The organism is Chloroflexota bacterium (genome assembly GCA_020161265.1).
Lineage (GTDB): Bacteria > Chloroflexota > Chloroflexia > Chloroflexales > Herpetosiphonaceae > Herpetosiphon.
The window spans coordinates 306,473-330,319 of sequence record JAIUOC010000009.1; the positions used below are offsets into that span (position 1 = coordinate 306,473).

Sequence of the window (23,847 nt, forward strand, 5' to 3'; positions counted from 1 at the left end):
GTTCAATCACAGCCGAAGCTGAAACTTACTGGTACAATAGACACATCGATCTTAATGTTTAATCAACGAGGCTTGCCTCATCGAGTTTATACAACACATGAAGTTTCATATCATTACTTTAGGCTGTCCGAAAAATACCGTCGATAGCGAAGGCATGCATGGCATTCTGACGCGCGAAGGCCACACCGCCGTCGATAGCAGCGATGGTGCCGACGTGGTGATCGTCAATACCTGTTCGTTTATCAACGCTGCCCGCGAAGAAACCGTCGGCGTGTTGCAAGAGCTAGCCAACAACAAAGCGCCAGGCCAAAAATTAATTGCGGCTGGCTGTATGGCCGAAAGCCATGGCGATGTCTTGCGTTCACGCGTGCCCAAGCTCGATGCCACCCTCAGCACCAAAGAATGGATGCGCATCGGTTCAGTTGTGGCAGGGAGCAGTGCGCCTAGCAAAACCACAGGCTTTGGCATTCCCTTGATGGGCGGTGCACCAAGCGCGATGCCCAGCACTGGGCTTAATCTTAGCCTCACACCTGCTTCAACTGGCGATAGCCTCGGAGCCTATGGCGATTGGCGCACAACCGCGATTACCCGCAACAAACGCGGCCCTTCAGCCTATCTCAAAATTTCCGATGGCTGTAATTTGCGCTGTGCCTTCTGTACAATTCCATCGTTCAAAGGCGATATGCGTTCGAAGGCGGTTGGCTCGATTTTAGGCGAAGCCCGCGAGTTAGTCGAGGCGGGAGTCCAAGAAATTATCTTGGTCGCCCAGCACCTCACCGATTATGGCCGCGATTTGGGCATGAAACAAAATGGCCTTGGGGTTTTGCTCGAAGAGTTGGCCGCAGTTGTGCCAGCCGACCGCTGGATTCGGCTGATGTACGCATATCCGCAATCGGTTACGCCCGATTTGGTCGAAACCATGGCGCGGCTGCCACAATTGTGTCATTATGTCGATATGCCATTGCAGCATGCCCACCCTGATACCTTGCGCCGCATGCGCCGCCCACCCGACACCGATAAAACTAAGGCAATTGTAAACTCGTTGCGCCAAGCCATGCCCGATTTGTCACTACGTACAACGTTTATTGTGGGCTATCCTGGCGAAACCCGCGATGAATTCAAAGCCTTGCTCGAATTCCTCGAAGAAATGCAATTTGATCGGGTGGGGATGTTCCGCTATTCGCTAGAGCCAGGCACAGTTGCTGGCGAATTGCCTGATCAAGTAGCTGAACGGGTCAAAGAGCGGCGTTGGAACGAAGCCATGGCGGTGCAACAAGTGATTTCGCGTGCTCGCACTGCGCGTTTTGTCGGCCAAACCATGAAGGTATTGGTCGAAGGCACTGGCACTGATGATGATGGCCGAGCGATTGTGGTTGGGCGTTCGTATCGCGATGCCCCCGAAGTTGATGGCTTGGTCTTTGGCTATGGCGCTGCCGATGTTGGTCAATTTGCCAATATTGCTATCAACAAAACCACCGATTACGACCTATGGGGCGAGATCGTCTAAGCAAACTTCTCCCCTAGCTCAAAATAAAAAGCCCCTTGCCGCAGTGGGCAAGGGGTTGGGGTGAGGGAACTTAGACCCGCGCATAGCGATTTTGCGCATCGCGGCTGAGTTGCTTAAGTTGAGTTGGATCGTTACGAGCCAAATAATCAACAACATAGCTCAGGGTCAAATCAGGATAATCATCGAGCAAGCCATCGAGCACTTGTTGCACAACCATTTGCACAAATTCATCTTGGCTTAATTCAGGGCTATAAACATAGGCCAAACCATCGCGGGTGCGGTGCAAAATACCTTTTTCAGCCAAACGGCTCATCGTGGTCATCACAGTCGTGTAGGCAATATCGCGGCGATGTTGCAACGAACGATGAATTTGCTTAACCGTGCCTTGAGTTTCTTTCCATAACAATTCCATAATTTCGGTTTCCAACGGGCCAAGGACTTTTACCAAACCATCTTGGGTTGGGCTGAAACGAAAGCGCATTTTCAAACTCATCATCGGCTCCTTCTTTGATTGAGATCTGGTGCAACGGGTTGTTCTTAGCTGCCTTGAGTGTACGCCCTTGCAAGAATCGGTACTAGATCTGAAGATTACAAAGACATTACGTAGTACGAGGTTACTATGAAACAAATTTCTGACGAATCGATTCGCCAAGCGATGCAGAGTGCCTTCCCACCTGCCGATGCCCGCGTAACTATGTTTTATGAGATGCAGGAATATCATTTGGGCTGGCGTAATGCTCAACTTGAGCCAACCCAAGCCGATAGTGGCAAGTTGTTGCGCCCACGCTTTTGTTTGCTCGCCTGTGCTGCGGTTGGCGGCGATCCCCAACAGGCTGAGCCTTTAGCTGCCGCGATTCAGCTTTTACATGATTTTTCGCTCATCCACGATGATATTGAAGATCACAGCCCAACTCGCCGTGGCCGCGAAACCGTGTGGAAATTGTGGGAAGTTCCGCAAGCGATCAATGTTGGTGATGGCATGTTTACGCTTGCCCAGCTTTCATTATTTCGTTTGGCAGAAGTTGGGGTCGAATCATCGGTCGTGGTCGAAATTGCGCGGCGCTTTAATCAAACAATTATTCGTTTGTGCGAAGGCCAGTATCTCGATATGTCGTTTGAGCAACGCCTCGACATTAGCGAAGGCGATTATTTGGCGATGATCAGCCGCAAAACGGCGGCATTAATCGCCGCTGCGGCTGGTTTAGGGGCAATTTTGGGCAATGCCAACCGCGAACAAGCCGCCGCCCTGTATAATTGGGGTGAAGCCTTGGGCTTGGCCTTCCAAATCGAAGATGATATGCTCGGCATTTGGGGCGCAGAAGCGGTAACAGGCAAGCCCGATGCTCACGATATTTGGGGCCGCAAAAAAAGCCTGCCGATTATTCATGCTCTAGCTCATGCCGATGCTGAGGATGGTGGCAAGCTGGCGGCGATTTATCAAAAAGAACAGCTTGCAGCCAGCGATATTCAAACTGTGCTGACAATTTTAGAGCGCACTGGCTCACAAGGCTATACTGCTGGCGTAGCCAAGTTCTATCACGAGCAAGCTTTAGCCGCCTTAGCCGATTTACAAGGCGAGGCCGAGCCAATCGCCGAGTTGCATGCATTAACCAAACAATTATTGGGACGAGTGAAATAGTTGGGCAATCAGCGCTGCTGGTCTAGCCCAGCAATCTGCTAACCAAGGAGTAAAGGTTGGGCTACGGCCTTGCTGCTAGCCACCGAGAATACATGATGCGAATATTGTTGCTAACAGCCGAATATTTGCCCCAACCTGGGGGCGTTGGCGATTACACTGCCAAATTAGCCGAAGCCTTAACCGCGCTCGGCTGTCAGGTTTGTGTGCTCACTGCTGGCGAAGGTGCTGAACAAAGCGAGCCATGGCTGGTTTGGCGCAGGGTGCGCGGCTGGGGCCGTAAGCTGCATCAGGATGTGCGCAACGCTGCCAAGCAATTCGAGGCCGATATTGTGCATATTCAATATCAGACTGGCGCATACGAGATGAAGCCTGCGGTCAATTTGCTGCCTGCGGCGCTCTCGGTGCCAAGTGTCGTAACCCTGCACGATTTGCGTATGCCCTATTTGGCTCCTAAAGTTGCGCCGTTGCGCCGCTATGTTACCCGTCTGCTGATCGAAAATGCTCATGCCGTGGTGGTTACCAATGCCGAGGATGAATCGCGCTTGGCTGGCGATGCACCCAGCAGCAATCCCGATATTTATACCTTGACCCAGCCATTGGAGCCGCCAGCTCACTTAATTCCAATTGGCGCGAATATCGAGGTTGCGCCATTAGCCGACCGCCAGCAGCTACGCCAGCAGTTGGGAGCCAACCCCGAAACGCTGTTATTGGGCTATTTTGGCTTGCTCAATAGCACCAAAGGCGTGCACACCATCGTTGAATCGTTGCAATATTTGCCAGCAACCACCCGCCTCGTGATTATCGGCGGTGGCACAGGCACGCCCGAAGATGAAACCTACGCTGAACAGTTACGCGCCACGATCAGCCGCCTCGAGCTTGATCAGCGTATCCATTGGACGGGCTACCTGAGTGCTAGCGAGGTTTCCCGTACCTTGCAAGCACTCGATTGCGCGGCTCTGCCATTTAGCGATGGTGCATCATATCGCCGTGGTAGTTTGTTGGCGATGCTCGCCCATGGTGTGCCAACAATCACCACTCCACCGCATGTGCCAATCGATCCTTCGCTGCGCCATGAACGTGATGTGCTGTTAGTCGAGCCAGATGATGCAATTAATTTGGCTTTAGCGGTTGAGCAAATCGCCGCCAACCCCGAATTACGCCAACAATTGAGCCAAGCTGGCCAACGCATCGCCTGCTCATTCCGCTGGGAAACCATTGCCCAATTGCATACGACGCTCTATCAACAATTGCTCGACGCGCAGCAAACCAAGCACGAGCATGATGAGGGGTCAGCATTCAGCGGCTAGGGGTCAGAGAGACGGAACCACGAAGACCACGAAGAGCACGAAGATCAAGGCTCATGCTGTCCGCCAAGCATTCGACATCTGCTATACTGACGTGGCGAATGCTTGGTGAGGATTATGCAACGTTTTAACCCCAAACGCTATTTCGATTTACGCAATCGGCTGCAAAGCGATCAACAACGCCTCTGGGCTTTGTTCAGCACATTGATCATCAGTTTGGTGCTAACGACGCTGGTGCTACGGATCGCCCCACCTGCCACTGAAACTGGGCGCTTGATTTTTCGGCCTGTTGATTCGGTGACCGAGGACGACCGCACCCAAGCTGAGCAACCACCACCAACCTTGCCCCCAGCGATCGAACCGCAAAATCTGGTCGAGGTGAGCACAGTTTTGCCTCGCGCCGCCGAAGCGCCGACGATTATCGATGATATTCGCTTTACATCCGAGCAAAATCTGACCGTCGCCAATATTCAAACTCTGCTAGATGCGCAGCCTGGCACGCTCAAAGCCGCTTTGGTAACAGTTGGCGATCGCAATTTATCGCTGGCCGAGGTTGTGGTTGGCCAAGCTTATTTGTATAGTCTTAATCCCAAGTTGCTACTAGCCTTGCTCGAATTTCAACAAGGCCTGCTGACCAATCCAACTCCCAACCCCGATCAACTCGATTGGGCCATGAAATATCAGGGTGAGGATGAAAAGTGGCGCGGCTTGCATGGCCAAATTCGTTGGGCCGCCCGCGAATTGCGGCGTGGCGTGCGCGATTTCGCCTACGTTACTGAGTTGCAATATCGCGATAAAGATGTCAAAGGCCCAATTCCCGCTGGTTTAAACCCTAGCTCGTATGCTGTGGTGCGGATGTTAGCCCAAACCATGACTCCCGAAGAATTGGCGAAAGTGCTCAGCGATGGCAGTTTTGTCGCAACTTACAGCAAATTTTTCGAAGATCCCCGCCAAACGTTGGGCCAAGTGCCAGCGCCAGCAACGCCATTTTTACGTTGGCCGCTACGCAATGTCACCTATATCACCTCATTTTTTGATCACGAATATCCCTTTCTAACGCCCAATCAATCCTTGGTGAGTTGGTGGGGACGACGCGAAACCCAAATTTCCTACGATGGTCATGATGGCTGGGATTATGGTGCACGACCGCCCGAAGCAGTGGTTGCCGCCGCTGATGGCACGGTGGTTTGGGCCAGCAACTCTGATGATGGTTGCGGTGTGCCAGCTAAAGGCGTGGTGCTCGATCATGGCAATGGCTATCGCACGCTCTATTGGCATCTCAGCGAAATTTCGGTCGAGCTTGGCCAAGCCATCAAAGGCGGCGAACAATTAGGGATTGTTGGCTCAACTGGCTGTGCGATCGGCCCACACTTGCACTTTCAAACCCAGTATCTTGGCCGCAACACCGATCCGTATGGTTGGTGCTCAAGCGAACCCGACCCCTGGAGCAGTTATCCGGTTGGCACGGCTTCGCGTTGGCTTTGGGCCGATCGCCCGAATCCTTGCGATCTTGGGCAAACCATCGCGGTTCGGCCAAGCGACCAAGGTTTTAGCCGCAGCGAGGGCAATTGGCAAAACGCCCCGATTGGCGCTGGTGGCGAAACGCTTTGGATCACCTCGCAAATTCCCATGACCAGCACTGAAACTCTGACCGATACGATCTCGGATTTGGCAGGCGTTGCGACACCCCAACCAACCCCCAGCCAGCCACCAAGCACCGCCACTTGGCAAACCAGCATTCCCAGCGCTGGGCGCTACCGCGTATTGACCTATATTCCCTACTACTACAACGGCCACGATGATGCAGTCGCCGCCCATTATGTGATTGAACATGCCGAAGGTCGCAGCGATGTGGTGGTCAATCAGTTTGTGTATGCCAACGAATGGGCCGATCTTGGCACGTACACCTTTGACCCTAGCAAACCGGCCAAGGTCGAGCTAAGCAACGAAACCAGCATGGCCGACCAAGGGATTTGGGTTGGCACAACCGTTTGGCTACCTGCCGATTGACAATCCGCTTCAATAATGATACATTATATCAATAATCTGGTCGTGCAAAGCGCGGCCACTTTTTTGGCAATTCTATAATGATATACAGTATCAATATGAAGCAAAATAGCCCAAATTATCAATTGCCCAAGGCTGTGCATCAAGTAGGCCGACCACTATTCGAGCAACAATGTTGGTGTTGGGGTCACGATGTGCGGCGTAGCGCAGGCAATTTGCTGCTGGAATATGGCGCAACGCGCAGCCGTGTGCCTACCGAGCAACGGGGCAGTAGCAATTATTATTTTCAATTGAGCTGTGGAGCGAGATTGGATTTGTGGGGTTGGGGTTTGTGGTATGGCGATGGCTATGCGCCAAGCCTGTTTTTGCGCCGCGATAAACTGCAAGTTGGATTGATTGAGCGGGCAGCGCCGCTGTGTGATGTTTGGTCGCTCAGCCAAATTCCAGCCGTTCGAGCGCCGCATACTTGGGCTGAATGGCTGTGTATGACCAGCTTGCTCGGTCATTGTTGCACATGGATTGCCGCCTACGAGCAGTGGGTTATCGCGCAGGCAGGGCTTAATTATCGCCAAACATGTGTCGCCGATTGGCAGAAACCAGCCTTGCCAGCCCACGAAATGGCTGAGCGCTGGCAACAACTAAACGATTTAATTATTGCCAGCCAAGAAAACCTCAGCCTAACTGCGGTTTAGGCTTGATCAGCCAACCATTGGGCAGCTTGTAAGGTGTTTTGCAGCAACATCATATTAGTGACCGGGCCAGTACCGCCTGGTACCGGGGTAATTGCGCTCGCAACCTTGCTGGCACTTTCCCAATCAACATCACCAACCACTTGGCCTTCAGCCACTTCGTTGATGCCAAAATCGAGCACCACTGCGCCAGGTTTGAGCATCTCGCCAGTGACCAAGCCAGCCTTGCCGACCGCCGCCGCCACAATATCGCCTTGGCAAATAACCTCGGCCAAATTGGCAGTACGTGAATGGCAAATCGTGACGGTGGCATGCCGCGCCAACAACAATTGAGCCAGCGGTTTGCCGACCACATTCGAGCGGCCAACCACCACCGCATGCTTGCCAGCCAGACTAATTTGATAGCGATCGAGCAAGGCCATGCCACCAGCAGGCGTATTGGGCACAAGCGCGGTCAAGCCTTGAGCCAAGCGGCCTGCGTTGGTCGGGTGCAACCCATCAACATCCTTTTGGGGATTGAGCGCGGCTACCGCACCATCAGCCGAGAGTTGGCTAGGCAACGGCATTTGAATGATAATGCCATGAATCGCAGAATCGTTGCTGGCTTGTTGAATTGCCGCTTCTAAGGTCGCTTGATCGCAGGTTTCTGGCAAGCGTTGCAGGGCAAAGCCAAAGCCAACCCCTTCGCATGAACGCCGAATTGAACGCACATACCAATCGGAAGCAGCATTACCCGCCACTTGAATCACCACCAATTGGGGAGCATAACCAGTGCGAGCTTTGAATTCAGCCCCTTGTTGGCTAATTTGAGCCTTCAATTCCTTGGCCAACCCACGACCATCAAGCAAAAGCGCTGTCATAACATCCTTTACAAATAAAAGGCGGAGCCTGCGCTCCGCCATCGTTGGAAAACCATTTAGCCCTGAAGCTGTTGATTGACTAAGGCCATCACCGCCTCAGTATCGTCGTGCAGGGTTGCAGTTAGCTTGGCAACCTCGGCACGAGTTTCGCGCACATAAAATTGATCTTCGAGCGTGTTGAGATTAATTTCAACGTTGAGCAAGGCGCTGCGTACAGCCGCTTGAGCCAAGAGCACCGCCACGCCCACATCGCTCACTGCCGCTGAATTGCCTTTTTGAGCGGCTGGGCTACACAATGGCAAAATTGCCGCTGCCGCTTGGGCCGCCCTCAATGGCACATCAGTCGCAATCCGCGTCGCTTTTTGGATGGCATCGCGGCGAATCGCAATATCGGCGGTCGTTTCACGCGGCAATTTATAGGCTGCGCTCAAACGCCGAAATGCCTCAACATCAGCATCGGCTAGCTCTTGCAATTCGCGGCGCAACGACTCAGAGCGATCCATCAAACCACGAATTTCATCCTCGACCTCGGCATATTTCTTTTTGCCAAGCGTCAGCGAACAAACCATTGAAATCAAGCCTGCGGCCATTGCCCCAGACACGGCTGCAACACTACCGCCACCTGGCACTGGCTCCTTGGTTGCAAGCTGATCCAAAAATTCGGTGATTGGCACCTGTAATAGGGTCATAACGACCTCCTTGGTGTTGAATCAAGTTCATATTGATCGTACCACATCTAAGCATACGTGCGGTTGAACGATTATGATCCATCGTTGCTTAAAGTGGGCCAAACTTGATCAAGTAGAGCAACATTCCAAGGCATAAATAGGTACCATAGGCAATATACAGCGTGCCTTCGCCTTTGATTTGGCGCAGCGCCAAAATCCCAATTGAGGCGATCCCTGCCAAACCCATGCCATACATCAGCGCTCCGCCAAGGTGTCGCCAACCGACGGTTGCGCCCATAAAAAAGGCCAAATAAACATCGCCTAAGCCAAACGGCGCATCAGTATCAGGAAAAAGCAGCAGCGAGCCAGCAAAAAAGAGCAAAAACAACAAGCCAGCAATCAACGAGCCAATCAGCGAATCTTTAAAGCTAATCGTTAAAAAAGCCGAGCCAAGAAACGCAACCACAGTTGCAATCATCACCAGCAGCACATCAATCAGCCGTACCTTCCAATCGACTGCGCCAACCACAATATAAACCAAGCTGATTAGATACCAATACAAGCCTTGCAGTGAAGCACCATAATCGTGATAGCAAACCCAAGCCATCAAGCCACTGGCTGCCGCAACCAACAAACCCACCCAAGTTGGGCCACCAAGCAAGGGGTGACGTGGCGTTGGCAAAGGATTCGCAGCTTTGGGGTCGGTGGCGATTTGGGTAATCCATGGGTTGAGGCCAAAACCAAGCGCAATTCCAACCACAAGCACAATTGCTGGCAACATAGGCTGATTATCCTTGTAGAGCCGCTAGAGCTGCTGCTCGCATTATTTCAAGCGGTGCAGGCTGCTTGAACCACAAACTAAACGCCAAACCTGCTTGCCGCACCAGCATATCAAGGCCATCGTAGTGGGCCGCACCACAAGCCGCCGCTACTCGCAGCAACGGCGTTTGGCGATAAACCGTATCGTACACCATCAAGTCAGCATGCAACAGAGCTAAATCCAGCGGCGCAGGATCAGCATCCTTCCAGCCCAACGACGTGACGTTGATCAACAAGGTTGCAGCGGCAAGTTGTTCGGCCACTCGCTGATCATCGGCAGCTAACGCCAATTCATGTGGCAAAACTAAGGCTTGAGCACTGCTGAGCGTGCGGTTGATCAGGCTAATCTGTTGGCAACCTGCATTGCGTAAAGCCCAAAGTGCCGCCCGTGCCGCCCCACCTGCGCCGAGAATCACCGCCCGTTGGTTAGCGAGATCTGCGCCATAGGCTTGCAATGAGGCTTGCAAGGCAGGGGCATCGGTGTTATGGCCAGTCAAACTTCCATCGGCTTCACGCACAACCGTGTTGACCGCCCCAAGTTCTTGGGCAATTGCCACTGTGCGATCAAGCAAACCAGCAATCGCCACTTTATGCGGCAAGGTTACGTTGGCTCCCAGCATACCCTCAGATCGCAAACCGCGAACGCGGGCAGGCAGATCGGCGGCGGGAGTATGCCAACGATCATACTGCTGATTAATGCCAAGCGCCTGCAACGCAGCATTGTGCATTGCAGGCGAAAGACTATGAGCGACTGGATCGCCAATGATGCCAAGAGCAGCAGCTATTTGGGACACGCCAAAAACTCTTCTTGAAATTGCAAAAATTCGCTATAGTCGTTGGTGAAGTTGTGGGTTGGGCGTTCACCAGCAGCCACACACTTGGTCACAAAATAAGTCACATCTTCGGCGGCAGGCGAGGCAGCGGCTTGCAAGGCAAACAACCCAGGCGCACTAATTGGCCCAGGTGGCAAGCCGGGGTTGACCCGCGTGTTGTACGGACCAGCAGCACTATTAATTTGTTCAACCGTTAGCTGATCAAGCTTTGGCCACCAATTACCCGATTCACCTAAAATATACTGAATCGTTGGATCGGCTCCCAGTTGATTGCCAGCAAATTCTGGTTTCAGACGATTCCAGAAGGCGGCAGCAATCCGTGGCATTTCCTCGTTATTGCTGGCTTCGCGCTGCACAATCGAGGCTAAAGTCACCACTTCATGGACAGAGCGTCCAGTCGTGGCGCTACTCAACGGCGAATCAGCCCAGCGAATTGCAAAGGTATCGAGCATTTTGCGCACAATCTCTTCGCTAGTTGCATCAGAAAAGATTTCATAGGTATCAGGGAAGAGATAGCCTTCCAAGGTTGCACTATCTGGCAAGCTAGATAAAAAGCTATAATCGGCCTTGAATTGCGAGCCATCACGGGCCACAGCTAAGAAATCATCAGCACTAACGACCCCAGTCGATTCAATCACCGCCGCAATTTCTTCGATCCGCAATCCTTCAGGCACGGTAAAGCGCACCGCAGTTTGAACTTCTGGGGCAACCCGAAACATCTCTAAAATCTGATTGATCGTCATATTTGGGCTAATTTTGTAGGTGCCAGGATACAAATCGGTCTCGGCATTACGTAAATCGGCGAATACGCGGAAAACAATTGCCCGCCGCACCAAACCTTCAGATTCCAGATTGCTGCTGATCACCGCCAAACTTTCGCTAGGAGCGATGGTAAAATTTTTGGCAATATCGCTCTCGCCAGCAGGCTGAGTTAACTCACGCAGAAACAGGGTTGCAACACACGCGACAACTAGTGCGCCGATAGTGGCAACAATCAACAAAGCTCGAATTAAACGTCTCACAAGCATCCCTTATTATCTATAGGTAGCGTTGGCACACGCCAACAATCGTCGATAGCAAGCCTCAAAACCTTGGCTATTATAGCCTTGCGTTATCTATTTGACAACAACTGCTCCTTTCACAACCAGCGTTCACCCCATCCTAATAGGCTAAATCCTTAGGCAAGCATCTCGCTAAATCCTCACCTCTAGGGGTGAGTACCAAGTCGTCTCAACGAATGGGACTCACGCTTGTTAATGAGACTGCACAACGACTAGAAGTGTTGCTATACTAACAAGTATTCTTTTTGGATTCTTTGCTGGCTTGTTGCCAGTTGGATTGCGCTTGGCTGGTTGGTACGCCTGTATCAAGATATATTCCACGATTGAGTTTAGGCTAGGATTAATACTTGCTAGTGATTCGATCAGCGGATTGACTGAATAGCTAGCTAGTCATTGACATGACTTAAGGCCTGAGTCATAATAGTCCTACCGACATACCAACCAATCATCGCAGGATGGTGTTTTATGCAATGGAGCATGCGGCTACGTTCGCTCTGCATTCCTGCTCTATTGACGTTCATGATCGCTGGTTTTGCAGCGTTTATGCTCAGTCAACCGCACGCTAGCTTCGCTCAAGATAGCGAAGGTTCGCCACCTGATTGCCCTGGTTTGGGTGATCTCGGTGCTTGGTTCACCGCTGAAAACGAAGTTGTTATCATCAATCGTTCGAGTGTTTGTAGCTACGAGGTTGGTACGGCTGTCTATAAAAAATTCGATGCCGTGACCGATCATCAGGTGCTTTTCGCCTCACAAACTGATCAACTGCCCCCCAATACCCAACGCACCTATCGCCAAAGCTTAAACCCCTGTGCTGGCCAAATGAGTGCCTTTTTCGGGCCAGTGTTGCCAAGTTTAATGAACCAACGCTACAACGAGCGCTTGTTGGCAGCCAATCATTATGGCGGCACGAATTATTGTTTGCGCAGTTGTGATTCGGGTCAATTGCTGGGTTGGGTCGGGGTCAGCTCGAATGCAATTTTGCAAAGTTCAGCCCGCATTGGCATGAAAATCACTGGTGCCCCACCATGGCAAGTTGAGTTTCGCCTGACTGGCCCGATGACCATGACTCATATTGAGCAAATTGATCCTTATTTGTTCACGGGCAATACCTGGAATTTAAGCGACGTGCCAATTGGCGATTACACCATGAAGGCCACCTATATTGCCAATCCAGGCGTGCGCTGCGATAGCAAAACGATTCAATTTAAAGTTGCTAGCACCCCGCTGCCAACTCCTACGCCATCGCCAACCCCAACCCCAGTGCCAGTTTATCGGGCGCGAATCGTGCTCAATTCATTGGTCATTTGGGATGCTAATCGTGGTGATGGGCTAGCCAATTTCGATGGGTTTGTCCGGCCAGGCGATACCATTTCCTACACCCTTGCCATTCAAAATACTGGCAATATGCCCCTGACCAATGTACAAATCGTCGATCCCTTCTCGAATGCAACCAGCTTCGCGGGATTAAGCCTACCAGCGCCCCAAATTCAGCCAAGCCCTGATGGCTCCGGCCCGATTGGCTGGCAAATTCCCGTCTTGCAACCCAACCAGCGCATCGATGCCACCTTCCATGTGATCGTCAAAGAATCGATTCGCGGCACCTATACCCAAATTATCAATAATGCCAGCTTTGCCAGCAACGAAACTGGCCAACAGTGGAGCAACACCACCGAGCATATTTACAATCCCGATTTTGATCAGTAACTCAGGGATCGGTTGTTGGGGATCGGGGATCGGAAACCCGTAATCTGAAGCCTATCGAATACCTACTGCTTTTCACAAACTAATCTTTATAAAAATGCAGAGGGGTGAAAACCTCTCTGCATTTTTCGGCTTAAAGCGGAACGGAAGGGTGGTGAACGAGGGTTCAGGGTTCAGCCACCCAGAAACCGCGAAGAACACGAAGAACACGAAAGGCGGGTCATGCCAGCAACAATTACATAATTCTGAAATAAATAATAAGTCTCTGCTGCTTTATTTCAATGATGAGGCAGGCTGATCGATATTTGCCTCGCGCATAAACACCATTGCCAAGCCAACCACACCCCAAAACAGCGTCCCCATATGCGGAAACTCAATATTGAAGAAATAGTGATCGAGCAAACCAACCGCTAGCGCTGCCAAAATTGCTGCCTGCAAACCAATAATTGCATCGCTTACCGATCGTTCACAGCGGCGTGCAGCCTGAGTAGTTAGCACCAAAAAGGCCAGCGCAGTTAATATATAGAGGCCTAAGCCAACCAAACCCATACGCGAGCCAAGCGCCAAATACACACTACTCACGCCTGTTGTGAGATCAATGTTGGGTGCACGGCCAAAACCCACCCCAAATATCGGATACTCGCGCATAATCGCGATCGCATTGCGAAATTCGGCCAACCGCATTTGGTTCGCTTGATCTTTGAATTGAATGCCTTCGACGATCCGCTCGACAAAATCGCCACCCTTGCCTAAGCCCACAATCGCAATTGCCCCAGCAAGACCGCCAGCCCCAATTAACCACCACAATTGGCGATAGCGCACGGTTGCCAAAAACAAGCCTGCGATCATAAAGCCACCCAAGGCAGCTCGCGAGGAAGTCAAAAACACTGCCAAAGCAAAACTGGCGGTGATCAACCATAGCCATTTACGGCCTAGGACTGGGCGCTGAGCTAAGGCCTGACCAAGCGCAATCGCTCCCAGCAAGGCCATCATCCCACCAAAGCCATTGGGATCAACTGAGGTGCCAATCGCTCGCTCAAAGCCGCTGGGGTCGTCTTCGACATAGCGTAACACTCGACCACTCGTCGGATAACCAAGCGGAGCCAGAGCGGTCAAAAAGCGCAAGGCTAAAGCGTCGGGAGCAAAGCGCAAGCCAATGCCCAACAATGCCGCCGCCCAGCCAGCCAAAATCAGCAAGCGCAGCCACCAACGCGCCTGTTCCAGTGAATCAAGCGCATTTTGCACCCCCCAGAACAAGCAAATCCCTAGCAGCAATTTAAAATAATTATGCAGCAGCAAACTATCGGGTGAGCCATTCGAGCCGATGATGAAGGAGAAAAACGAACTAGCTAGCAGCAAAATCACCCATGGGGCGAGGCTACCCCAACGCCAAGTACGCTCAGGGTCAGCCAAGCTGCGCACCACCAACATGGCATACAGCGCCAATAACGCTAGTTCGAGCAAGGCTGGAGTTAGCCCAACTTTGAAAGGCAAAGTGCCAAATGGCAAGAGCGTTGCAACCAAAACCGTGGCCGTCAGCATCGAGTGGATCGAACGGGCAAACCATGCCCCGACCAACAGCGCCAGCAAACCAGCGACGACCAAAAAGCTCGGCACAAACGCGGCAGCAGCGCCTAAGCCAATGCCAACTAATGTGCCGCCAACAATCAAGCCAATTTCACGCCGCCGCCGCTGATCAAACGTTGCAAACATACCAAGCTACCTTTTATAACTGGGGATCGGGGATCGGTTGTTGGGGATCAGGTCATCCTTTTTTTGATCCACGAAGAGCACGAAGAGCACAATGTCTTTAACTTTTGCCACAAATTGCTCAAATTATAACTTCATCCCTCATAATTCATCCTTCATACTTCACCTGCTCTGCGCCTCTGCGTTAAAACTAAATTCCCTATGCTCTATGTTCTATGTTCTATGTTCTATGTTCTTCTAGCCTAGCATAAACTATGACAGCCCGACAAGCTCAAAGGCCAATTATTGCAAAATTGCAACCGAGCAAAAGCCCGCTTAAATAAAAAAAGCGCCAGCAGGCCACCTGCACATGGCACGCTAGCGTTACCCTATAGCAAAAAAGGGGGCCAGAACCGATTCTGGCCCGCGAACGGTCGTTCGGAGGTCGGCAGCCTTATACGAGATGGGCTAACTCGTTAGCGGTACGTTTCATGTCCAAGAAGATCAGCCCAAGCTTTGCCCGGCTCTGCGCCAAGGCGGTTAGCACTGCATCTTCACCAATCGAAATCAGAATAACGTAGCCTTCTTCGCCTTGCACAAAGACGAGGTTAAGAGCGCCCCGCCGAAGCTCGCCAGCGATTCGTTCGCCCAGAGACAACATCGCGGCACTCATAGCAGACACACGATCTTCTTCCACATCGTTCGGAAGATTCGAGGCCATGATGAGACCATCAACGCTGACGACCGCCGAGGCTTCGATGTCAGGCGTATTCATCTGCAGTGCCTTGAGATGCCGCACCATCTCTTCGGTTCTGGTTGCCATGCAACTCCTCCTTAGGCCGTAGGCCGGCGTGGAATCTATAATGAATGACTTGCTTGGAACGATCAGCCTTCAGCGGGTTGGCCGTCTGCGCCATTCTACTACATCTTTTGCCAAATATCAACTACAGATCGCACCACAACGGGCTAATTTAGCCCTTGCTTGTCAAGCGCTTACTGTAATATGCTGGGTTGGCTACTCGCTCCGTAGCAGGCGATCGGCATTCGCGATACTTTCTTCCAAGGGTGCGCCGTTTAAGCTATTACGCACCAAAGCGATCAGGATATCCCATCCGTTGTTGAAACGAAGGGTGGTGGGCCAAGCGCTGGCTCGACTAACCGCCAGTTGAATTTGGCTGTACAGTGGATCGGCACTGGCTAAGTCGATTCGGACGCTTGGTATATCAGCGGCTTGAAAAGCCGTTTGCGCTTTCATCTCCACAAGAAACCGCATCACGTCAAGCGCGGCGTTTTGCTGTTGTTCAGTGCTGCGTGGGCTGATCACAAGCACGCTGCTCCGAACAAAGGGTTGCGGTTCTTGGCCGGTTTGGCTCAGGCGTGGCAATGGTTGCACGCCAACGTTCTCCCCCCACAATTGACGATAGGTTCCGATTTGATCTGCCCAGTCAATCGTCATGATCGCACTGTTTTGGCTCACGCTGCGAGCTATCAGTCGATGATCATCACGGGCTAACAAGCGTGGGTCTTGGGCTAATTCGTCAACCCACGTCAACCACTGTAATGTTGGGGTATAGCTTTGGGTTCCCAGCACGACCTCGCCAGTAGTATCGAAGATTGCGCCTCCGAAGGCTGGGAGGTAGGGTTGGGTAAAGTATAGCGATAAATTATACGCTAATCCGTACTGTCCTTGATCATCGCTAAACCCGCGAGCGATCTCAAGCCATTCAGCAGTGCTTTGCGGCGGTGTGCTCACAAAGTTTGCACGATTATAGTACAGCACAGGTAGATCTAGCGTCAATGGCAAGCCATATAATTTCTCGCCATAGCGGGCACCATCAAGCGCAGCTGGCGCAATTGACTCAAAGTTCTCGTCGCTTAGTCGTTCTGTCAGATCGATGATAAGCTGTTGATCTGCCAGTTCCCCTACCCAACGATTTTCGTTGAGCCAGATCAGGTCTGGTGGTGTGCCTTCAAGCAGGGCCGCACGATAATCGTGTAGCAGGTTTGCCCCACGATTGACGATTTGAATCACAACGTTTGGATGCTCACGTTGATATTCTAACAGCAATCGGGTGAAAAGTTCACTCCGTTGGGCATCGGCTCCATGCCAAATGACCAGTTGCGTGCGTGCGGGAGGATTAGCGGTAGCCCCTGGGGTTAACAAAGTGTTATCATAGCTTGTCGTGCTACAACCAGCAACAATGAGAATCCCAATCATAAAAAGGCTAAAATACCGCCATACTGCCCTCATGGGTGTATCCCGTTCTTTCGTTAATTGCGTTTTATCTCATTATAAAGGCATAAAACGCCAACGAATCACCAAAAGTATACCATGCTCATGCGTTACTGACAAGCTGTCGTAAACCCCTTGACTTTGAGCACGCTCAAAGGTGTAGACTGCCAATATCGCTTTGGTGTACTCACTTGGAGGTTGGAATGGAACAACGGTCACTTGGCACGCAAGGCCTCACAGTTAACCCGCTTGGCTTGGGTTGTATGGGCATGTCGGAGTTTTATGGCCCAACTGATGAGGCCGAATCGCTGGCAACAATCGATCGCGCCTTGGAGCTTGGGGTCAACTTCTTCGATACTGCTGATATGTATGGGCCTTTTACCAACGAGCAATTGGTTGGCAAAGCCTTCAAAGGCCGCCGCGATCAAATCATCCTTGCAACGAAATTTGGTATTCAACGCGAAGCCAACAATCAACGCTCGATCAATGGCCGCCCTGAATATGTTAAGGCTGCCTGCGACGCTTCTTTGCAACGCTTAGGGGTCGATTATATTGATCTGTATTATCAGCATCGGGTCGATCCCAACGTGCCAATCGAGGAAACTGTCGGCGCAATGGCCGAATTGGTTCAGGCAGGCAAGGTGCGGTTTATCGGCTTATCCGAAGCCAATTCGGAAACGATTCGCCGCGCACACCAGGTACACCCAATTAGCGCTTTGCAAACTGAATATTCGCTCTGGTCGCGCGAGCCAGAAATTGATATTTTGGCGACAACTCGCGAATTAGGCATTGGTTTTGTGGCCTATAGTCCGCTTGGGCGGGGCTTCTTAACCGGTCAATTTCGCAGCATCGATGATTTTGCCGCCGATGATTATCGCCGCTACTCACCACGCTTTCAAGGTGAAAATTTTGGCAAGAACTTGGCTTTGGTTGAACATATCGAGCAACTAGCTAGCCAAAAGGGCATCACGCCTGCTCAATTAGCCTTAGCTTGGGTCTTGAATCAAGGTGCTGATATTGTGCCAATTCCAGGCACCAAGCGTCGGCGCTATCTCGAAGAAAACATGGCTGCGCTCAACGTGAGTTTCAGTGATGCCGAACTGGCAGCAATTAACGCGGTGCTGCCAATTAATGTCGCGGTTGGCACACGCTACTAGATCTTGATAGCCGCATCCCCAGCTCCTCTCCGATCAATAAGACGAGGGGCTGGGCGATCGTAGCTCACCGATAACCCTCACAACCCGCTCCATCAAGCTCCTCGGCACAGTTCTGGCTCAAGCACCTGTTTGCGAACACCTGCTATAATGGGAATCGACCTCTGCAACATGTCCCGCATGTTCCGCAAAGAAGGAGCATCTATGCCAAAACAAGGTGCGTTCACGTTTGTCTTACATAGCCACTTGCCCTACTGTCGCAAGGCTGGCCGCTGGCCTCACGGTGAAGAATGGATTCACGAGGCCGCTTCCGAGACGTATATTCCACTACTCAATGCGCTCAACGATCTGATCAACGATGGGGTTACACCACGCTTGACGATTGGGATTACGCCAATTCTAACCGAGCAGCTTGCCGACCCCACCATTTTGCACAATTTTGAAGAATATCTCGACGAGAAGATCACTGCGGCGCAAGCTGATATGGATCGGCTGGCCGATGTTCAGGCGGTTTGGGATGCTGCTCAAATTGCCGAACCAGAAACCGAGCCAACTCCTCTGCTCTCCAGCGAAGAGTTGGAAAGCTTGATTACCAAAAGCGATGCGCTGCTTTCTTCAACCGCTGGTGATGCCCCAGCTCCACTTCACGCTGGTTTGCTGAGCGCCACTGCTGCTGCTAGCACCGAAGCTGAAGCAGACGAGGAAGCGGAAGAAGAAGAAACCGAAGAAGAAGAAGTTGAAGAGCCAGCTCCGATCGAGCAGCCTGATCCACATAAAGCCTATTTGGCCATGTGGTATCGCGATTGGTACAGCATGATCAAGCGTTCGTTTATCGAGCGCTACAACCGCGATATTGTCGGAGCCTTCCGCCAATTGCAAGATGCTGGCTATATCGAAATTATCACCTGTGGCGCGACCCACGGCTACTTGCCCTTGGTCAGCCGCGATTCAACGATTTATGCTCAAATTGCGGTCGCTGTCCAAAGCTACGAACGTCATTATGGCCGCAAGCCGAAGGCGATTTGGCTACCTGAATGCGCCTATCGCCCAGCCTATTATCCTGAAAACCCCAGCGAAACCGAGCGCAAGCCTGGCATCGAGGAATTTCTCGAAGCCCAAGGCATCGAGTGCTTCTTCGTCGAAACCACCACCATCGAGGGTGGCGCACCAATGGATAAGGCTGAAGGCAAGATTCTTGGACCATATGGCGATACGCTGCGCCGCTATGTCGTGCCAGTCAGCCGCGAAATTCCGCCAACTGGCAATAGCACACTCCAACCCTACTTGGTTGGTTTGAGCGATAAAGTTGCGGCAATTGGTCGCCATCACAAAACTGGCTTGCAAGTGTGGTCGGCTGAATGGGGCTACCCCGGCGAGGCCAACTACCGCGAGTTCCACCGCAAAGATAGCGAAAGCGGCATGCAATATTGGCGGATCACTGGGCCAAAAGTTGACCTTGGCTATAAAGATTACTATCATCCCGATTGGGTCAGCGATAAAGTTAATGCTCACGCCGAGCACTTCACGGGCTTGGTGCAGCAAGTTATCAGCGAATATCGCGGCCAAACTGGGCGCTATGGCCTGATTTCATCAAACTACGATACCGAATTATTTGGTCACTGGTGGTTTGAAGGGGTCGATTGGATGCGCGAAGTGCTGCGGCGCTTGGCCGCTAATCCCGATATTGATCTCACCACGGCCTCGGAATATATCGCCAGCAACCCACCGCGTGAATCGTTGAACCTACCCGAAAGTTCGTGGGGTTCCAATGGCACGCACCAAACATGGCTCAACCCTGAAACCGAGTGGATGTGGCCAATTATTCATGCCGCTGAAAAACGCATGGAAGGCTTGGTCGCCAGCTATCCACAGGCCGATGGCGCTTTAGCCGAAGCCTTGGCGCAAACTGCGCGTGAGTTGCTCTTGCTGCAATCCAGCGATTGGCCGTTCTTGGTCACGACTGGCCAAGCTCAAGATTACGCCACCAAGCGTTTCAACGAGCATGTCGATCGCTACAATCAATTGGCTGATGCAATTGAGGCCAATGATGCTGGCTTGATGGCCGAACTGACCGCCAGCTTCAACGAGCTTGATAATCCATTCCCCACGATTGATTATCATGTATTTGCCGCTCGTGAAGGCTCAGCAGCCTAACCTAACCAAGTAGATTTATTATTACGCGATTGCTGTTAGCCCAAATAGCAGCAATCGCGCTAGCAATTTAGGCCTATGAAAGTACTTGTGCTTGGCAAAAATGGCGCAGCCCATGCCTATGTTTGGAAGTTGTTCAATAGCCAACGGATTGATAGTTTAGCAACCATGCCAGGCAATGGTGGTACAAGCTTGCTTGTGCCAAATGCTGAGCAAATTGAAAAAATTAACGAGTTGGCCAAATGGGCCTACGACGAACACTTCCAAGTAATTATTCCGGCTGAGGGCAGCTACCTCAGCGCGGGTTTGGCTGATGCCGCCGCTGCCTATAAAATTCCGGTTTGTGGGCCGCCCAAAAATTCAGCAGTCCTAGAGCGCTCGCGGCTTTGGCTCAAAGAATTTCTCAATCGCCACCAAATTCCGACCTCAACAGGCCGTGCCTTGGGCGATTTGGCCATGGCTGAGCGTTATGTGGCCTCGCAACCCATGCCACTCATGCTCTGGGGCGATTATCCCTCAGAATACGATGGAGCCTATACCGACCGCGCCGAAGCCTTAGCTGCCTTGGCGGGCATTTTTGCCTTGCCGCCGCGCGAAGGCCACTATCGAGGTGTGGTGATTGAGCAGCCAGCACTTGGCCCAACCGTGGCACTTTCAGCAATTACTGATGGCACAACCCTGATTCCAATGCAAGCAGTCCGAATGTATGATCGACTTGAGGATAACGATCAAGGCTGGGCAGCTGAAGGCATGGGGGCGCATACCACGCCTAGCGGAATTCTCAAACAACTTAGTGATTATCTCAGTGCCGCTATTCTTGAGCCAATTCGCGCCGCTCTCTTGCGCGATAAAATGCCTTGGTGGGGAATTTTAGGGGTCGATTGTGCAATTACCGCCAGCGGGCCGCAAGTGCTGCGCATACGCACAACCTTGAGTGATCCTGAGGCGCAAGTTTTATTACCCTTGCTCGAAGACGATTTATTTCCCTTCTTGGTAGCGGCCAATAACCGCAGCTTGTTAAATGTGCCAGCTTTGCGTTGGCGCAATGAGGCGAGCGTTGGCGTAACCATGGTCGCCAATGGCTATCCGCATAGTTTTAACACTGGAATGGCGATCGACGGCGTGATTGAGCTTGATGCTGGAGTCGTGGCATTTCAAAATGAAACCGCCAACCCCAATGGCTTGCGCTATGTCTCCGCTGAACTGCATATGCCTGAAAAACGTGGCTTATTCAGCGGGGTCAGCGATGCCTTAAACGATGCAATTCTGGTGCGATCGATGGGGCCAAATCGTTTATCAAGCCAAGCAGGACGCATCGTTACCGTCACCGCCCAAGCCTCAAGTTTGGCAGCCGCCCACGAAAAAGCCTACAACAACCTCAAACGGCTACGAGTCAACTCAGCAGTTTACCGCAACGATATCGGCCTACGCGAGCTATAGCAACGCTGGAATATCGGTCTTTGGTCGGTAGTATGGCCTATCACTACCGACTATGCTTGGTTTAATTCTGCAATTGAGGGAAGTTGAATATGCTACTATTCCGCAAAATCGGGCTTGGGCTGTTATTAATCGTGCTTACTGGCTGTTCGCTCACTGCCGAACCCCTGTCAATCCAAGAGGCCTACGATCAAGGATTAATCGATTTAGAGTTTAAAAACTCTGGCACATCAGGCGACGTAATGTTTATGATCGTCACTGGCAAAACTGATCGCTCGATTCGCATCACGATTCCTGCTGGCCAGATTTTGGATAATCAAACCGACTATCACGAAGATATGGTCTTGATTGCCTATGAAGGTCGGGTTGATACCCTAGAAGATACGTATATCCAACCAAAGGCGCTGATTACAAAACAGGCCACAGCTCGCTACGGCATTATTGAAGCCTACAGCCTTGAATTGTATGCAGATCCAGGCACTGATACTGATGTCTATGAATTTGATGGCTTTGTTGATGCAGAATTGCAACAGCTCGTTGACCATTTAGTGCTACAAAGCAGCGAAGAGTTTGTGGGCAAACAATTGGCAATCTGGGCCTTGACCGATAACCCTGATCGCGAAACGACCTCCGAGATTATCGAATTTACCGAGCATGATCTTGAACAAGCTCGCAGCTTTTTGCTTGGCGCAAACTTAAATCCCAACGATTATCGGATTTTTGAGTAATCAATTAATCATTGCTATTAAAGTTTAGATTTGAGGGAAAACGAATATGTTACTACTCCGCAAAATCGGGCTTGGTTTAGTATTAATTGTGCTCGCTGGTTGTATGCTTAGCTATGAACAACTGACAATTCAAGAAACAATTACCCAAGAACGAATTGATGTGCGCTTTATGGCCAAAGACTTCACGGGTGATTCAATGATTGTTACTATGCGTGGGAAAGTTAATAAACCGACGAATGTCACTATTCCGCATGGAATTTTATTAAGCAATCGGAATAAACGTCAAGATTTAGTCGCAATTCGCTATAAAGGACGAACGAAATCAGTTGATGCAGAGAAATATCGTGCGGTTGAAGAAACATTTCTGAATGCTGAAAAGAAACAAACTGTCCATTTTGTTTTAGAAGTTTATAGCACAAACTTTTATCGCGATTACATTCAGGCAAATGATCAATTTATGATCAACGGTATGGCAGAAGGTGATTTGAAAAAATTTGTTGATTTTTTAGCCGATCAAAAAGATGGAAATGATACTGCAAAACAGTTAGCCATTTGGGCGATTACCGATGATGCCACCCAAGATGAGGCCATAGAATATTACACAAATATTCGGCCTGAGCATTTTAAGCTGGCGGAAGAATTAATTATTGAATCAGGCTTAGATACCGCAGATTATTTGATGTTTTACGAAGAATAGATAAGGATTGTTATGCTCACTATAATTAAATATCGATTACCCCAATTTGTGCTGTTAGCTGTAGTTCTTGCAGGATGTTCTTTGGGTACTAATCAGCGCAAAACGTTGAATCAAGCGATTGACCAAGGTTTAGTTGATGTTGAATTTACCAATCTTGGTACCTTTGGCGATGTGATGATCGCCACAGTTTATGGCAAAGCCAATGATTCGGTTGAGTTGACAGTTCCCAGTGGATTAATTGTTAAGAATGAAAGCTCTGATGAAGATTTTGTTTTGGTGCGCTATCAAGGTATGCTCAGTGCCGCCGATGCCATCGATCCGCAGCTTGAGGAGCCACTAATTGCGCACAAGGATCAGGCTAGCTATGGCTTGATTGAAGCCTACAGCATTGAGGCCTACACGAATTCACCAGCAATCAGCGATACATTTCGGCTTGATGGCTTTGCTGATGGCGATTTGAAAATGCTAATCGATGTGCTTGCCCAAAAACCGCATGATCAATTTACTGCCAAACAAATTGCGATTTGGGCAATTACCGACGATGCTGATCGTGAAGTTATTTATTGGGCCAGTTCACTGTTTAAGGAAGAGGATTTCGAACAAGCCAAAGCGTTGTTAATCGAGGCCAAATTAGATCCCGCCAACTATCTGTTGTTTGCCGAATAAACAA

Annotated in this window: 21 protein-coding genes; 12 read left to right on the plus strand and 9 right to left on the minus strand. The window is 51.0% G+C overall.

Annotated elements, in window-relative coordinates:
- Positions 1-97: 97 nt before the first annotated feature.
- The gene (rimO, locus tag LCH85_20775) at positions 98-1,507 is read left to right on the plus strand and encodes a 30S ribosomal protein S12 methylthiotransferase RimO (protein ID MCA0354434.1); all 1,410 of its coding nucleotides are present in this window, start codon (positions 98-100) and stop codon (positions 1,505-1,507) included.
- Between the two features lie 70 nt (positions 1,508-1,577).
- Here the strand turns inward: rimO and LCH85_20780 are convergent, their stop codons facing one another.
- Entirely contained in the window at positions 1,578-2,000 is a 423-nt protein-coding gene (locus tag LCH85_20780) for a BlaI/MecI/CopY family transcriptional regulator (protein MCA0354435.1), read from the minus strand.
- A 126-nt stretch (positions 2,001-2,126) separates the two neighbouring features.
- Between LCH85_20780 and LCH85_20785 the strand changes: the two genes are divergently transcribed.
- The 4 genes from LCH85_20785 (at position 2,127) to LCH85_20800 (ending at position 7,149) form a co-directional block, all read left to right on the plus strand.
- Positions 2,127-3,146, plus strand: coding sequence for a polyprenyl synthetase family protein (locus tag LCH85_20785; GenBank protein MCA0354436.1), 1,020 nt, complete (start codon positions 2,127-2,129; stop codon positions 3,144-3,146).
- 92 nt (positions 3,147-3,238) lie between these two features.
- Complete coding sequence (locus LCH85_20790; GenBank protein ID MCA0354437.1) at positions 3,239-4,453, plus strand: glycosyltransferase family 4 protein; 1,215 nt, start codon at positions 3,239-3,241, stop codon at positions 4,451-4,453.
- 114 nt (positions 4,454-4,567) lie between these two features.
- Positions 4,568-6,460: a peptidoglycan DD-metalloendopeptidase family protein gene (locus LCH85_20795; protein ID MCA0354438.1), complete on the plus strand. Its 1,893-nt coding sequence runs from the start codon at positions 4,568-4,570 to the stop codon at positions 6,458-6,460.
- A 95-nt stretch (positions 6,461-6,555) separates the two neighbouring features.
- Entirely contained in the window at positions 6,556-7,149 is a 594-nt protein-coding gene (locus LCH85_20800) for a hypothetical protein (protein MCA0354439.1), read from the plus strand.
- On the opposite strand, the gene LCH85_20805 is transcribed toward LCH85_20800, so the two are convergent.
- The 5 genes from LCH85_20805 to mltG form a co-directional block, all read right to left on the minus strand.
- A complete protein-coding gene (locus tag LCH85_20805) occupies positions 7,146-8,006 on the minus strand; it encodes a bifunctional 5,10-methylenetetrahydrofolate dehydrogenase/5,10-methenyltetrahydrofolate cyclohydrolase (protein ID MCA0354440.1) in 861 nt (286 codons plus the stop codon). The two genes, LCH85_20800 and LCH85_20805, sit on opposite strands and share 4 nt — an antisense overlap.
- 56 nt (positions 8,007-8,062) lie before the next feature.
- The gene (locus LCH85_20810; GenBank protein MCA0354441.1) at positions 8,063-8,695 is read right to left on the minus strand and encodes a cyclodeaminase/cyclohydrolase family protein; all 633 of its coding nucleotides are present in this window, start codon (positions 8,693-8,695) and stop codon (positions 8,063-8,065) included.
- 88 nt (positions 8,696-8,783) lie between these two features.
- Positions 8,784-9,455 carry a hypothetical protein gene (locus tag LCH85_20815; GenBank protein MCA0354442.1) on the minus strand — a complete coding sequence of 224 codons (672 nt, stop codon included), beginning with the start codon at positions 9,453-9,455 and terminating at the stop codon, positions 8,784-8,786.
- Positions 9,456-9,462: 7 nt separating this feature from the next.
- Entirely contained in the window at positions 9,463-10,287 is an 825-nt protein-coding gene (gene aroE, locus LCH85_20820) for a shikimate dehydrogenase (protein ID MCA0354443.1), read from the minus strand.
- Positions 10,275-11,348, minus strand: a complete 1,074-nt coding sequence (mltG, locus tag LCH85_20825) for an endolytic transglycosylase MltG (protein ID MCA0354444.1) — start codon at positions 11,346-11,348, stop codon at positions 10,275-10,277. Before mltG ends, aroE begins: the two co-directional genes overlap by 13 nt.
- A 504-nt stretch (positions 11,349-11,852) precedes the next feature.
- Here mltG and LCH85_20830 point away from each other — a divergent pair.
- Positions 11,853-13,091 carry a DUF11 domain-containing protein gene (locus LCH85_20830; GenBank protein ID MCA0354445.1) on the plus strand — a complete coding sequence of 413 codons (1,239 nt, stop codon included), beginning with the start codon at positions 11,853-11,855 and terminating at the stop codon, positions 13,089-13,091.
- A gap of 270 nt (positions 13,092-13,361) precedes the next feature.
- Here the strand turns inward: LCH85_20830 and LCH85_20835 are convergent, their stop codons facing one another.
- From LCH85_20835 to LCH85_20845, 3 genes are all read right to left on the minus strand, one after another.
- Entirely contained in the window at positions 13,362-14,801 is a 1,440-nt protein-coding gene (locus LCH85_20835) for an O-antigen ligase family protein (protein MCA0354446.1), read from the minus strand.
- A gap of 430 nt (positions 14,802-15,231) precedes the next feature.
- Entirely contained in the window at positions 15,232-15,600 is a 369-nt protein-coding gene (locus LCH85_20840) for a roadblock/LC7 domain-containing protein (protein MCA0354447.1), read from the minus strand.
- 192 nt (positions 15,601-15,792) lie between these two features.
- The gene (locus LCH85_20845; protein MCA0354448.1) at positions 15,793-17,028 is read right to left on the minus strand and encodes an extracellular solute-binding protein; all 1,236 of its coding nucleotides are present in this window, start codon (positions 17,026-17,028) and stop codon (positions 15,793-15,795) included.
- Between the two features lie 185 nt (positions 17,029-17,213).
- On the opposite strand from LCH85_20845, the gene LCH85_20850 reads away from it, so the two are divergent.
- The 6 genes from LCH85_20850 (at position 17,214) to LCH85_20875 (ending at position 23,843) form a co-directional block, all read left to right on the plus strand.
- The gene (locus LCH85_20850; GenBank protein ID MCA0354449.1) at positions 17,214-18,167 is read left to right on the plus strand and encodes an aldo/keto reductase; all 954 of its coding nucleotides are present in this window, start codon (positions 17,214-17,216) and stop codon (positions 18,165-18,167) included.
- A 201-nt stretch (positions 18,168-18,368) separates the two neighbouring features.
- A complete protein-coding gene (locus LCH85_20855; protein ID MCA0354450.1) occupies positions 18,369-20,318 on the plus strand; it encodes a DUF1957 domain-containing protein in 1,950 nt (649 codons plus the stop codon).
- Positions 20,319-20,393: 75 nt separating this feature from the next.
- Complete coding sequence (locus LCH85_20860; GenBank protein ID MCA0354451.1) at positions 20,394-21,755, plus strand: phosphoribosylamine--glycine ligase; 1,362 nt, start codon at positions 20,394-20,396, stop codon at positions 21,753-21,755.
- Between the two features lie 89 nt (positions 21,756-21,844).
- A complete protein-coding gene (locus tag LCH85_20865) occupies positions 21,845-22,480 on the plus strand; it encodes a hypothetical protein (protein ID MCA0354452.1) in 636 nt (211 codons plus the stop codon).
- Between the two features lie 46 nt (positions 22,481-22,526).
- Positions 22,527-23,177 (plus strand): hypothetical protein, encoded by a 651-nt coding sequence (locus LCH85_20870; GenBank protein MCA0354453.1) that lies wholly within the window; start codon positions 22,527-22,529, stop codon positions 23,175-23,177.
- An 81-nt stretch (positions 23,178-23,258) separates the two neighbouring features.
- Positions 23,259-23,843 carry a hypothetical protein gene (locus LCH85_20875; GenBank protein ID MCA0354454.1) on the plus strand — a complete coding sequence of 195 codons (585 nt, stop codon included), beginning with the start codon at positions 23,259-23,261 and terminating at the stop codon, positions 23,841-23,843.
- Positions 23,844-23,847: the final 4 nt, after the last annotated feature.